This window comes from Halalkalibacterium halodurans, assembly GCF_005671335.1.
Lineage (GTDB): Bacteria > Bacillota > Bacilli > Bacillales > Bacillaceae_D > Halalkalibacterium > Halalkalibacterium halodurans.
On record NZ_CP040441.1, the window covers coordinates 2,359,934 to 2,373,227 of the forward strand.

Annotated in this window: 10 protein-coding genes; 1 reads left to right on the plus strand and 9 read right to left on the minus strand. The window is 43.4% G+C overall.

Annotated elements, in window-relative coordinates; translation table 11 throughout:
- Nucleotides 1–25: 25 nt before the first annotated feature.
- The 9 genes from FED51_RS11395 to melA all read right to left on the minus strand — a co-directional run bounded on the left by FED51_RS11395 (nt 26) and on the right by melA (nt 12,204).
- Complete coding sequence (locus FED51_RS11395) at nt 26–1,063, minus strand: Gfo/Idh/MocA family oxidoreductase (protein WP_053431964.1); 1,038 nt, start codon at nt 1,061–1,063, stop codon at nt 26–28.
- 17 nt (nt 1,064–1,080) lie between these two features.
- Complete coding sequence (gene iolG / locus FED51_RS11400) at nt 1,081–2,118, minus strand: inositol 2-dehydrogenase (protein ID WP_053431056.1); 1,038 nt, start codon at nt 2,116–2,118, stop codon at nt 1,081–1,083.
- 19 nt (nt 2,119–2,137) lie between these two features.
- Nucleotides 2,138–3,880: a solute:sodium symporter family transporter gene (locus FED51_RS11405; RefSeq protein ID WP_053431055.1), complete on the minus strand. Its 1,743-nt coding sequence runs from the start codon at nt 3,878–3,880 to the stop codon at nt 2,138–2,140.
- A 190-nt stretch (nt 3,881–4,070) separates the two neighbouring features.
- A complete protein-coding gene (locus FED51_RS11410) occupies nt 4,071–6,317 on the minus strand; it encodes an alpha-galactosidase (RefSeq protein WP_053431054.1) in 2,247 nt (748 codons plus the stop codon).
- 40 nt (nt 6,318–6,357) lie between these two features.
- A complete protein-coding gene (locus tag FED51_RS11415) occupies nt 6,358–7,188 on the minus strand; it encodes a carbohydrate ABC transporter permease (protein ID WP_010898380.1) in 831 nt (276 codons plus the stop codon).
- Nucleotides 7,188–8,102 carry a carbohydrate ABC transporter permease gene (locus FED51_RS11420; protein ID WP_010898381.1) on the minus strand — a complete coding sequence of 305 codons (915 nt, stop codon included), beginning with the start codon at nt 8,100–8,102 and terminating at the stop codon, nt 7,188–7,190. The genes FED51_RS11415 and FED51_RS11420 overlap by 1 nt, the downstream gene beginning before the upstream one ends.
- A gap of 60 nt (nt 8,103–8,162) precedes the next feature.
- Nucleotides 8,163–9,437, minus strand: a complete 1,275-nt coding sequence (locus FED51_RS11425) for an ABC transporter substrate-binding protein (RefSeq protein WP_053431053.1) — start codon at nt 9,435–9,437, stop codon at nt 8,163–8,165.
- A 133-nt stretch (nt 9,438–9,570) separates the two neighbouring features.
- Complete coding sequence (locus FED51_RS11430; protein WP_010898383.1) at nt 9,571–10,614, minus strand: LacI family DNA-binding transcriptional regulator; 1,044 nt, start codon at nt 10,612–10,614, stop codon at nt 9,571–9,573.
- A gap of 285 nt (nt 10,615–10,899) precedes the next feature.
- Nucleotides 10,900–12,204, minus strand: coding sequence for an alpha-glucosidase/alpha-galactosidase (gene melA / locus FED51_RS11435; RefSeq protein WP_053431052.1), 1,305 nt, complete (start codon nt 12,202–12,204; stop codon nt 10,900–10,902).
- Nucleotides 12,205–12,366: 162 nt separating this feature from the next.
- Between melA and FED51_RS11440 the strand changes: the two genes are divergently transcribed.
- Complete coding sequence (locus FED51_RS11440) at nt 12,367–13,230, plus strand: AraC family transcriptional regulator (RefSeq protein ID WP_233443921.1); 864 nt, start codon at nt 12,367–12,369, stop codon at nt 13,228–13,230.
- The last annotated feature ends 64 nt before the right edge of the window (nt 13,231–13,294 follow it).

The window sequence follows — 13,294 nt, forward strand, 5'->3', positions numbered from 1 at the left end:
ACACTTCTTTCATCGACACTTCCTATTAAGCTAGGATGACTTCTTGAACATTGATTAATGTTTTTGTTGTAAACGATTGTTTGCATGCGTAACCAAGCTTCGTAGACTCCACACCATCCTTTACGGTCACATCCGGCTTCCGTCCTTCAAGAATACAGCGAATGAACTCTTCGGCTTCCGCTCGGTATGCTTGCTCGAAACGCTCAATAAAACCTTGAACACATTCATGAATCACCCCGTGCTCATTCATCACGACCGCTTGATTCCGCTCGGGAATGGAACCAATTCGAATCGTCCCTTTCGTTCCGATGATTTCGGTTTCAATATGGTACCCATGGGCACAGTTTCGACCAGCTACAAACAAACCGATCGCCTGATTGTCAAAGCGAACCATTGCTGCCCCAGTTTCAGCATCGCCAAGCTCAGCAAATTCAGGCCTTGAATAACTTCCACCGATCGCCCACACTTCAGACGCCTCAGCCCCTAAATACCAGCGAGCTAGGTCAAAATCGTGGATCGACATATCTAAAAACAAACCACCGCTGTCATTCGCTTTTGCGAAAGCAAGAAAACCGTCAATTTGGCTTGCCGGATCAAGTCCGTAGCATCTGATCAACACTGGCTCTCCTATCTCTCCACGGTTGATTTTTTCTTTTGCTGCTTGATACGATGGATCATAACGGCGCATGAAGCCAAGCATAAACACTTGGTCTTTGTGGCGATTGACCGCGTTCTCCACTTCCCTAACTTCAGCCAAATAGAGGCCTAAAGGTTTTTCGCAAAAAACGTGGAAGCCTTTTTCGAGCCCTTTCTTGATTTGTTCACAGTGAAAACCTGACGGTGAGGCAATGAAAATGGCATCTAATTCTTCGTTTGCTAGCATCTCCTCGTAGCTCGTATAACCGTAAGGCACGCCCCACCGTTCCCTTGCTTGTTTTACCTCCGCTTCAACGACGCTACATACAGCAGTGAGCTCGCAACGAGGAATGCGAAATGCTAGATTGTCCCCATGCTGCTGCCCGAGCCGTCCGAGTCCGACCAAGCCTACCTTGACACTTTTCAACTCTCCTAGCCCCTTTCTCACTCCGATTTAGCGTGTTCCTCCAATACTTCTACATCCTTCACAGCAACTGGACGATTTTCTAACCAAGACTGCTTTGCCGCCAAGGCGAGCAATTCTGCTTTGTATCCATCTTCTCCTGTGCAGCGCAACGGCTGATCCTCTAAAATCGCTGTTGCAAACTCAGCTACCTCGTCTTTGTACGCTTGCTCGTAACGATCAAGGAAGAAGTGCTTTGGCAAATCGAGTGTCACTGTATCTTTTGTGCTAATTTGTACATTTGTTTTACGCTCATTATCCGCAGATACAGAGCCGAGGGAACCGAACACTTCGACGCGTTGATCGTAGCCATAGACCGCTTGTCGACTATTATCGATGACCGCAATCGCACCATTTTCTAGCATTAGCGTAATGATCGCTGTGTCCACATCCCCGACTTCTCCGATCCGAGGGTCCACAAGGTTAGCCGCTTTGACGGATACTTCTGTCACCTCGCTCCCTGATAAGTAACGAACCATATCAAAATCATGGATCGTCATATCCATAAACATTCCGCCTGATCGTTCCACATAAGAAAGGGGCGGAGCTTCTGGATCACGAGAGCTAACGCGTATAATGTGCGGCGCACCGATCGCTCCTGCTTGCACGCACTCTTGCACACGGCGAAAGTGTTTGTCATAGCGACGGTTAAACCCTACTTGAAACTTCACTCCTGCCTCGTTCACGATATTTAAGGCACCCTTCGTTTCCGTTACATGAAAACTGATTGGCTTCTCGCAAAAAATATGTTTGCCCGCTAAAGCAGCGGCCTTGATGAAAGCGGCATGGGTATCTGTTGACGAGCAAATAAAAATCGCATCAATGTCCCGATTGGAAAAAAGCTCGTCAGGGTTCGTCGTCATTATCTCGACAGAACGCTCAATCTCCGTCCCTTTTAAATGATCCAACTGTACATCTGATACCGCTTTCAACTCCATGTAAGGTGACGAGATAATATTCCTTGCATGAAGCTGTCCAATTCGTCCTGCGCCAATTAATCCAATGTTTACTGTTTTCATGTTTGTTCCCCTCTTTTCGTTAACCTGATTTTTGATTGAATGGATACATTTGATTTAATGGGACTCTTCCACCACGGATACGGTCTGTTTTCTTCCAGAACAAGACGACCCCTCCTATGAATGCAAGAGTTACGATAAAGAAAATGAATTGATAGATCGTGTAACCACCGGAAGACTCCGCCACACCAAGAGGTGAAAAGAACGTGTACACACCGAGCATGGTTAGTAAAATGAATGCTGAAAAAGGCTTCGCATACTTCCACGGCGTTAGATCGACTTTATTGGCAGTCGGAAGGACAAACGGCGTTTCCCGCGGCTTCAGACGACCGACGATCAACATGACGAGTACATTGATCGGGAATAGTATACTTAAGACATATAAAAAGTTGACTTCGCCTAAGACAACTTTTGATCCGGCGTATAAAACGACATGAACGGCAACTAACACTTTTGGTGCCGATGCCGGGACATATTTACTGAAAAAGCCGACAATCACCATCGCGATGATAGGCAAGCTATAAAAGCCATTCATCTCCTGTAAAAAGTAATATAGGCCTTGAGGTGCATAAAGAATAAAGGGTGCAATTACGACAGCGGTAATGGCTAAACATGCCGCAAAAATTCGTCCGGCCTTGACGAGCTCAGGTTCTTTCGCATTTGGTTTAAAGATCGGCTTATATATATCCAGTGTAAACAACGTAATCGAGCTGTTTAACACATTATTAAACGAACTTAAAATCGCTCCGAATAACACTGCGGCTAAAAATCCTGAAAGAGCAACCGGCATAACGTCGATGACAAGGCTCGGATACGCCATATCTGCATTCGCTAGCACATCCCCATAGAGAAGATAGGCAATAATCCCTGGCAACACGAGAAAGGCGGCGCCGAAAATTTTAAACATACCTGCAAACAGGACACCTTTTTGACCTTCTGCTAAATTTTTCGCTGCAAGTGTCCGTTGAATAATCGATTGGTTCGTGCACCAATAGAACAAATTGTTAAATAGAAGCCCTGTTAGGAGAACCGCCCAAGGAACGGATCCCTGATCATTCCCAATAGCATTAAGTTTCGTCGGATTCGCGCTTACCAGTTCACCTACACCACTGGCAAAATCGCCCCGTCCAAGGACAAATAAGGCTAGAATGGGAATAAGTAACCCTCCGATAATCAACCCAATTCCGTTAATCGTATCACTCATGGCGCACGCTTTAAGTCCACCTAAAATAACATAGCCGCAACTAATGATACCAATCGCAATCGAAATGCATAGCACAATCATAAAGGGGCTTATATCCATAACGCTTGATAAAGAAAAAATGCTATCGATCACTAGAGCACCGGAATAGAGAACTGTCGGAAGGAAAACGGTTGCATAACCGAGTAGAAACAAAACGGAAACGATTTGCCGTGTCCGCAAATCAAAACGCTGTTCCAAAAAGTCAGGGATGGTCGTAATGCCAAGCTTTAAGTAGCGCGGCAAAAAGACAAATGCCATTAAGATTAAGGCAATGGGTGCTGTTACTTCCCATGCCATGACGACCATGGATTCCCCAAATGCCTGGCCGTTTAACCCTACTACTTGCTCAGTTGATAGATTTGTTAAAATAAGGGAGCTAGCGATGACGATTCCTGTCAGGCTGCGCCCACCAAGAAAATACCCGTCGGAGCTCGATAGATCAGTGCCTCTTGTTTTATACCAAGAAAACCACATAACAAAAATAGAATACGTTAAAAAGGATGCAAGAATGATCCAAATCAAGCCGTTCACTCCTTTAGAGGCATAAGTTAAGCGCTTTAAAAAAATAAACAGAATACTATAATTCTATTTAATTCCTTCTAAGGGAAAAAGATAAAGTAAGCGCTTTCCTTATGCTGAGTATAATATAGGCTTGATTGGAAATCAATCTTTTTTTTGATTGATCTGAAAATTCATTTAAGAACGATCGCCGTTAATGGCGATCGCTCTCGATTCTTTTCAGTTTAAAAACGTACGATTGGAAATCCCCTGATTGCTCATCCTCTCTTAAAGCACTGGCCCCCGAAAATTCATTCGGCAATTGCAGACCAGAATGCATAAGCTCATCTCCGCCATACGTTCCAATCATGCCGTCAATTTGATATAAGCCACATTCCTGTAAGCCGGTAAGCTTCAGCTGACGAAACCCAGCATTCACCTTTGCCAGTGTTTGGTAATAGCCGACGAGCGCTTCTGATTGATCCTCTGACACGACGATCCAACTCGTCACATTTCCATCCCCTACAAATGGACTACGTAACCGATAAAACGTACCAAACATGATCAGCTCACGGTGTTCTTTATAAAAAGCGATTTGCTTTTTCATGTTTTCTTTTTCTTCGTCTGTCAATTGGGTCACGTCCAATTCGTAGCCAAACGCTCCGAAGAAAGCGACGTTGCCGCGAGTCTCAAGGCTTGTTACTCGACGTACCTGATGGTTAGGAACTGCCGATACGTGTGCACCGATTGAGCTCAACGGATAAACCATTGATGTACCGTATTGAATTTTCAATCGTTCAATCGCATCGGTGTCATCGCTCGTCCATGTTTGCGGAGCATAGTAAAGCATACCAGGGTCAAAGCGGCATCCACCGCTCGCACATGATTCAAATAAAACGTCAGGAAATTCCGAAATGAGCCGCTCGTATAAGTCGTAGACACCAAGAATATATCGGTGGGCAATCTCTTGCTGCCGCTCTTTCGGCCACGCAGGTGAACCGATCTCTGTTAAATGACGATTCATGTCCCATTTGATATAGGAAATCGGTGCTTTTCTTAGAAGCTCCGCCATCATCTCATAAATAGCATCCACCACTTCAGCCCTTGAAAAATCTAGGACATATTGGTTGCGACCATGGGACTGGCTACGGCCTTCCACATGGATGATCCAATCTGGATGTTTCTTAAAAAGTTCACTCTCTTTATTGACCATTTCCGGCTCAAACCATAGCCCGAAAGCTAGACCGAGCGCTTCTATTTTTTCAGCTAATCCTTCAATGCCATTCGGAAGCTTTTCGGAATTTACGAACCAGTCTCCTAACGATGTCGTATCATCGTTTCTTGTTCCGAACCAGCCGTCGTCAAGAACAAACAGCTCTACCCCAAGCTTTTTTCCTTCCTTCGCAAACTCGACTAGAGAGTCCTCTGTGAAATCGAAATAGGTGGCTTCCCAGCTATTTAATAGAATCGGTCTTGGCCGATCTCTCCAATTCCCGCGGACGAGACGAGACCGGTATAAAGAATGGTAGAGCTGACTCAAATGATTTAATCCCTGATCGGTATAGACCATAACGACTTCTGGCGTTTGGAACGACTCTCCAGCTTCAAGAAGCCATTGAAAATCGAAAGGATGGATTCCCATCTGAACTCTTGAAACATCATATTGGTCCACTTCCACTTGAGCTAAAAAGTTCCCACTATAAACGAGACTAAACCCATAAACCTCACCATGGAATTCTGTTGTTTGTGGTCTTTTTAAAGCTATAAATGGGTTTTGCTGACTACTGCTCGCCCCTCGCGTGCTTGAAATTTGATGAATCCCTGGAACGAGAGCACGCTCCTTCACATATCGCTCTCTTGACCACGATCCTGAAAGTTGAAGCATTTGAAAATCTGCATCAGGAAGATCAACCGACATGCTTAGAGCGCGCATGAGCTGAACCGGCGACGAATGATGGTTAATGAACCGCGCATGCCGTGTAATCACGTTTGTTTCTGCAAATACGGTATAGGTCAACACAAGCTCAACATCAATGAGTGAATCATAGAGGAACACCTCAAGCGTTGCGGCTTCCTCTTCCGATTCGACGTACGTGGCCGGAAGTCCCTTCAATGGTTTCTTTCCGCTGGAGATCACATGGTTTTTATACTCAAAGTTCGTAATTCGGCTCCCATTTTCCTGAAGAATTTGGAAGGCGGGCTCACGATAATCGGTTGTGCCATATGAAGGAAATTCCTGCTTAATCAAATCGAGGGAAAACTCTAAGTTTCCTTCAAACACACATGAACTTGTCGCCCGTCGTTGAAATCGAAGTAAATGGGTAAAAGAATCCCGGTGTTCAATCTTTTTCCCGTAATACAGGTGCCCGAGTTGCTGATTGTCCAAAACCGTAAAAATATAGCTGCTTCCTTTTGTTTGTAAATGAAACTCCTTTGTTTGTTCTGTATAAAAAATAGGCATGGGCTCCCCCTCCACAAACTAAGTCTAGTCTCTTTAACGTTTATCCTTTTACCGAACCAGATGATAAGCCGGCAATAAAATATTTTTGTAAGAAAAGAAACAAAATCGTCATTGGCAACATTGCCATGAAGGCCGCCGCAGCGACGAGGTTCAAATTGCTTTGGTTTTCTCCAAAAAAGCTCGCTAAAGCAACGGTCAGCGTATGAACATCTTTGCTTTGCAAAAAGAAAATCGCAAACTGATAATCGTTCCAAATAAACACGCACGAAATAATGAGCACTGAAGCTGTGACAGGCTTAAGCAACGGAAAGACGATTCGGAAAAAAATACTAATGGTGTTACACCCGTCAATTTTCGCTGCTTCTTCAAGCTCTTTCGGGATTGTTGAACGAATGAACCCTGCGTAAAGAAAGATCGTTAGCGGTAAAAATGCAGCTAAATTGTTTAAAATCGCAATCGTTCTCGTATTCAGCATCCCTAAATTCACGACCATTTGGTAAAGCGGAACAAGGGCGGTTAACGGGGGAACGACCATAATTGCGACAAAAAAGAGCAAAACGAATCGATTTAATTTCGTCTCACGTCTCGCTAAAGGATAGGCTGCCATCGACCCAAACAAAATGAGGAGCACCGCTGCACCAGCCGTAATCAACCCAGTATTAATAAACGCATTTCCTAGGTTGGCACGCTCCCAAGCTGTCGCGAAATTTTCAAGCGTAAAATAGTCCGGTAATGCCCAGCGTGAGCTAAAATCTCCCCGTTCCTTTAGCGCCATCGTGAGGAGGATGTAAAACGGAATAAAATGCAGTAACGTAATGACGGCTGCTAGTACTGTTAAGAGTCGCCGTTTCGTTTTTTCCTGTTCTTGCATTATGCTTCTACCTCCTTACGTTTAAAGTAGACGAGGGCCAAAATGCTCAAAACAAGAATGATAAAGGCCATAAATACCCCTTGGGTAGCCGCATAGCCTGCATCTTGTCTACTGAAGTAAAGATGATACATAAACGTGGACATCGACTGAGAAGCATTTCCAGGTCCGCCGCCTGTTAAAGCAATGATGACATCAAATAGCTTAAGTCCACCGATAATGTTAAGAACGACGTTAATGGTAATCGATGGCATTAAAAGCGGTAGCGTAATGTTTTTGAATTGCTGAAAGCTTGACGCCCCGTCCAATTGGGCCGCCTCGTAGTAATCTTTTGAAATACTTTGCAAGCCCGCTAAATAAATGATCATCGCAATACCAACAAACTGATAAGTATTGACAAAGACAATTAACCACGGATTAACTGCCGGATTCCCTAAAATATTCAATGGTTGGAAACCAAAAAACGTAAGAGCATCATTCATCGCACCACCTTGATAGGCAAAAAAGAAATACCAAATGTAACCCATGACAAGAGGGCTAATAATGACCGGCAAATAAATAATCGTTCTTGTGATCGTGCGCATGCGAATGCTCTGATTTAATAACAAGGCATAGCCAAGTCCAATCAAGTTTTGCAACAATGTACTGCCAATTCCATAAAGTAACGTATTTTTTACGACGAGCCATGTTGTCGGGTCTGTAAACATTCGCTCATATTGGGCAAATCCGACCCAATCAAATGATTGCGAAAACCCATTCCAGTTCGTAAAGGAGATTCGAATCCCATTAAGAAACGGGTAAACGATGAATGTGACAACGGCAAGTACAGCAGGAAGATACATCCATGAAAGGGATGATCGCTTGCTTTTTACAGGTTGTCCCTCCGGCCCGATCACCTTTTTCGCTAGTTCTGCCATCGTTTCCACTCCATTTCAGGCAGAGGAGAGGCACAAGCCCCCTCCCCTGCATGTTTTCAATTATTGTTCACGTAGTCGTAAATACTCTTTTTCCATCTCTGCTGATACTTGTTCTGGTGTTAACGTACCTGATAATAATTCTGCAGACGTGGTACCCATCACATCCCACATACCACTCGGTAAAAAGACACGGTCAAAATATGGCTGTACTTCTACGTCAGAAAAAACGTCATAATATTCGGAATAATAATTTTCCGCATCAACATCAATCAATCCGGCTGTAAGCGAGGTGCCTTCAGCAATCGTTTTTGCATTCTCTGGTTGGGCAAGGAATTCAATGAACAATTTTGCTTCCTCTAGATGAGGTGTTTGCTCAGAGACTGCAAATGTGTGACGCTCGCCCCCAATCCAAGACGGGCTGTCCCCTTCGTGAATTGGAAGAGCAGGAAGCGTCCCAACCTTCACTTCAGGATTCAGCTCGGAAACCTCTGGACCGAACGAACCACCTATAAATGAGAAGGCAATTTTCTTTTGCGCCATCAGTTCAACAGCAGATGGCTGCATGGCTGTTAACACATCTTCATTTAAAAGCCCTTTTTCTTTCATCTCTAGTAATACTTCTGGTAGGTACGTATAGTTTGTCCAATCAAATGACCCATCTAACAATGATTCTGAGTAATCATGGTCAGGGTGTGTAATTAACAACGGTGTGGCCATGACATCTTTAAACTGGGCTAACGAGTGCGGGTTTCCTCCAGGGAACCATAACGGCGTTACGTCTCCGTTCGTTTTCTCTTTCACCGCTTCTAACGCTTCTAAAAATTCGGAAAATGTTGTCGGAGGCTCAATCCCTATCTCTTCTAGTAATGTTGCATTGTATGTCATCCCATCCTTCGCCTGGTTGAGAGGATACGCATATACCTTGCCGTCTTCATCCTTTAAGATCGGCTCTAACGCTGGATCTAAGCGCTCCACCCATTCCATATCGCTAAGATCGGCCACATACTCACCGTAACGCAATTGCGCCCAGCCGTGTGTATCAAATAAATCCGGCATATCATTTGCTGCCATTTTCACCCGCATTAAATCTTCATATCCCCCGCCGCTCGGAGTATTTAGATCAACCGAAATGTTTGGATGCTCCTCTTCAAATGCATCGATAACACTTTGTAAAGCTGCCTGCTCTTGTTCTTGTTCCATTGACGAAAAGACCGTTAAAACGACTTGATCACCGCCGCTACCGTTTTCACTACTACCACCACTTCCAGAACTTGAGCACGCGGCCACCATTAAGATCAGGATTGCAACGATCAGTCCGCTTGCAACTTTTTTCATGTTCATCCCCCTATTGTTCGTTTTTCTTTGGCGTTTGCTATAAAAGATATGGTAGAATGATAATCTAATGTTTTTCTTAAGCCAAAAGTCATTTGATGAATAGCCTGCCAATGCTTTCAAATGGCTTTTTGGTTTATGAGACACCACCTCCTTTAATAGCAGTCACTGCCTCGCTAACGCTTTCGCGGACAACAAGTTCAGTCGGGACGACGACCTTCAGTGGCAACGTCCGCCCATTCAATCGGTCCAACAATAGTTGAACAGCCATTTCCCCCATCTGCTCAGTAAACACTTTAACCGTTGTTAACGGTGGATCAACAAACTGTGCCATTTCATTATCGTTAAAGCTAACCAATGAAACATCCCTTGGAACTGCAATATTCGCTTCTTTTAATGCCCGCAATGCCCCTACCGCCATCGGATCACTAGAAATGAAAAAGGCTTCTGGTAGATTGCCAGCTTCAATGGCTCGCTTCATGAGTTTGTACCCTTCCGTCATCTTGTATTCTCCGATAAATACAAGCGAAGGCTCATAAAGACCTAACTCTTCCATTTTCTTCACATAGACCGTATGCCTGAAATCTTCTATCTCTACCTTCCCTTGATCAGATAACTGCCTCTCTGTTCCACCGATGTATCCGATCCGGCGAAACCCTTTTAAGAATAAGTAGTCCAATGCTTTACTTGTCGCCTTTTCAAAATCAATCACAACAGAATCAAACTCTTCCTCACTTGGACAGCGATTGACGAACACGAGATGTTCCAAAGGTGCTGTCATTTGCTTAATCTTATCTGAGGTAACACCACCGATTATGATCAGACCATCTAGCCCATCTATATTAGAAGTCGTTGTTGAGTCTTGAACATGTATCACTTTTGTCGAATAAATCCCTTTTGCTTGTAATGTTTGCTCCACACCGTTTCGAATCGAATTAAAATATGGATCATCTATTTCTTCTTCAGGTGACTGTAAAATAATGATCCCGATATTAGGCGCTACCTGTTTCTTTGTTTCCTGCCGTTCTTTTATTCGTTTATACCCAAGTTCTTTTGCAATCGAGTAAATCCGTTCCCTTGTTTCTTCCGTTACTGATAACGTCGCATCCCGATTTAATACTCGTGACACCGTTGCATTGGAAACGTTCGCTAATTTCGCAATGTCCTTTATTGTTGCCATTATCCCCACCACACGATCTATTTTACTAAAATTATCAGATTATTAACTAAACTTTTACTTAATGAAATCCTACCATATAGGGTAAGCGTTTTCAATAGTGTTTTTAAAATTAATTAATAAACTTTTTTGGACAAGATCGTTTAACGGGGGTAAGCTGCTCTGCTAAAAACGGTGTACTGTAAAAATCAGTAGACGTTTCTTTATGATTTTAAGCTGGAAGCGATCACCTCGACTAAGAAAAAAATAAAGATCGCCCCTAGGAGAGACGATCTTATATCTTCTGTTTTATTTGAAGGACTGTAGCCAGCTTCCATGGGCTTCTATTAAATCATCACATAAGGAAACAATATCATCGATCGAAAGTTCACTAGACGTATGAGGATCTAACATAGCTGCCTGATAAATCGCCTCTTTTTTCCGTTTCATCGCCGCTTCAATTGTCAGCAGTTGGGTATTGATGTTTGTTCGATTTAGCGCGGCTAGTTGCTCTGGAAGTTCGCCCACATACGTTGGTTGAATGCCATTTCGATCGACGAGACACGGCACCTCGACACAGGCGTTCTCCGGCAAATTGGCGATTAATCTACCTTTGTTTAAGACGTTACCGCCAATTTGAAACGGCTTATTCGTCTCCATCGCCTCCATTATATAGGAGGCATATTCATGAGTCCGTTCATGGGTAATATGCTTGTTGTTTACTAAATCTTTACGCATCTTTTTCCAATCTTCGATTTGATTGATGCACCGCCGTGGATATTCATCAAGGGGAATGTTTAGACGTTCAATAAGCTCCGGATATTTTTCCTTAATAAAGTATGGGAAATACTCTGCATTATGCTCAGAGGATTCCGTAACATAGTAGCCGAAACGAAACATTAACTCAAAGCGAACCATGTCATCATGCCGTTCATTTTGTTGTTTTTCCTTTGCTCTACGTTTGATTTCAGGGTATAGGTCTTCCCCTTCCCTTGTAATTTCCAAGAGCCATGCCATATGATTAATTCCTGCAATTTTCCACTGAATATTGTCCTTTTCCATCCCGAGGCGATCGAGGAGTTCAGGTGCACATACTTGCACACTGTGACACAAGCCTACCGTTTTTACTCCCGTATACCGCAGCATAGTCCCTGTCAATGTGGCCATAGGATTTGTGTAATTCAGCAGCCATGCATCCGGACATACCTCCTCCATGTCAGTAGCAAAATCGAGCATGACTGGAATCGTTCGCAAGCTGCGGAAAATCCCCCCGATCCCGACGGTATCTGCGATCGTTTGGCGTAACCCGTATTTTTTCGGTATTTCAAAATCAGTTATCGTACACGGATCATAGCCGCCGACCTGTATGGCGTTGACGACGTATTTAGCCCCGCGCAACGCTTCTTTTCGATCTGTGTACGCTTTGATTTTAACATTTGCTTGCAATGTTTCTTTTAAATGCTTCAGCATCGTTTCAGAATCATGTAAACGATCAAGGTCAATGTCAAATAGCGCAAACTCAAATTCTTGTAAGCTCGGTGTCAGCATGCAGTCACCGAGTACGTTTTTCGCAAATATCGTACTTCCTGCTCCAAGAAATGTAATCTTTCCCATGTGTCATCCCCCATTCACTCAGTAAATTCAACCATAGTATAAAGGGGAAACGGAAACAAACATATGGATTTTTTGCACTTATATATGGAGAAATGTTACTTATTCAGATATGATAATGTAAATAAATCAATGATTTTATGTAAGGAGTTATAGACAAACGTGATGACTGAAAAAATACAGTTTGCCCTCAATTCCTTTTCTGAGCACGGAGAAAATAATGTCTTATTTTCAGGGTATAGCCAAACATTCCCCTATCATAAAGTGGGGCCTCAAGTCCACGACTATTTTTTGCTCCATGTCGTCCTTCGTGGAAAGGGATCATTTCACTGTGCGGGAAAGACGTACTCCCTATCAGCAGGGGATAGCTTTTTTATTTATCCAAAGGAGCTAGTAACTTATGAATCGGATAGGACAGATCCTTGGTATTATACGTGGGTCGCTTTCCAAGGCCCTTTTTTTGAGGAAACTCTACGCTCTGCCGGCATTCAACCTGAATCACCTATTGTTTCTCTCGGCGGCAAAGGTTCGATGATTAAACAATTATTTTATGATCTTTATTCGAGCATGAAAGAGCTAAAAGTAGCTAGCTCCTTAAAGACTAACGCTTATTTACGACTTATTATCAGTGAATTTATTGAACAAACAACGATTTTAGACGAACATTCACAAAAGGAAGATCATCAATTAGATCAGCATATACAGGATGTCATCCGTTTGTTGAGCCTTCGTTACTTTGAACCATTATCAATTGAAACCATCGCTGCTTCTTACGGCTACAACCGAACCTACTTTTCGAAGAAATTCAAAGAGTATACAGGTTACTCACCAAGTAAATATTTACTAAATATACGCATGAAAAAAGCTGAAGCATTGCTTCAAAAGTCGCTCACGATTCAAGAGGTCGCCTCTTCCGTCGGCTATAGAGATCCCCTCTATTTCTCTAAGCAATTTAAACAATGGTCAGGAGTAGCCCCGAGCGTGTTTAGGCAGCAGCACTTAAAAGAGTCTGAGCCAAAACAGGGTTAATAAGAGTGTTTATTTTATAGGGGAGTGATTGTTTTAAAAAAACACTCGCTTGCCGCGGGCAAGG

Bases quoted from the DNA above. Each gene is read 5' to 3' on its own strand.
- FED51_RS11415 (WP_010898380.1), bottom strand. From the start codon at position 7,188: ATGCAAGAACAGGAAAAAACGAAACGGCGACTCTTAACAGTACTAGCA.
- FED51_RS11425 (WP_053431053.1), bottom strand. From the start codon at position 9,437: ATGAAAAAAGTTGCAAGCGGACTGATCGTTGCAATCCTGATCTTAATG.
- iolG (WP_053431056.1), bottom strand. From the start codon at position 2,118: ATGAAAACAGTAAACATTGGATTAATTGGCGCAGGACGAATTGGACAG.
- FED51_RS11440 (WP_233443921.1), top strand. From the start codon at position 12,367: ATGACTGAAAAAATACAGTTTGCCCTCAATTCCTTTTCTGAGCACGGA.
- FED51_RS11430 (WP_010898383.1), bottom strand. From the start codon at position 10,614: ATGGCAACAATAAAGGACATTGCGAAATTAGCGAACGTTTCCAATGCA.
- melA (WP_053431052.1), bottom strand. From the start codon at position 12,204: ATGGGAAAGATTACATTTCTTGGAGCAGGAAGTACGATATTTGCGAAA.
- FED51_RS11420 (WP_010898381.1), bottom strand. From the start codon at position 8,102: ATGGCAGAACTAGCGAAAAAGGTGATCGGGCCGGAGGGACAACCTGTA.
- FED51_RS11410 (WP_053431054.1), bottom strand. From the start codon at position 6,317: ATGCCTATTTTTTATACAGAACAAACAAAGGAGTTTCATTTACAAACA.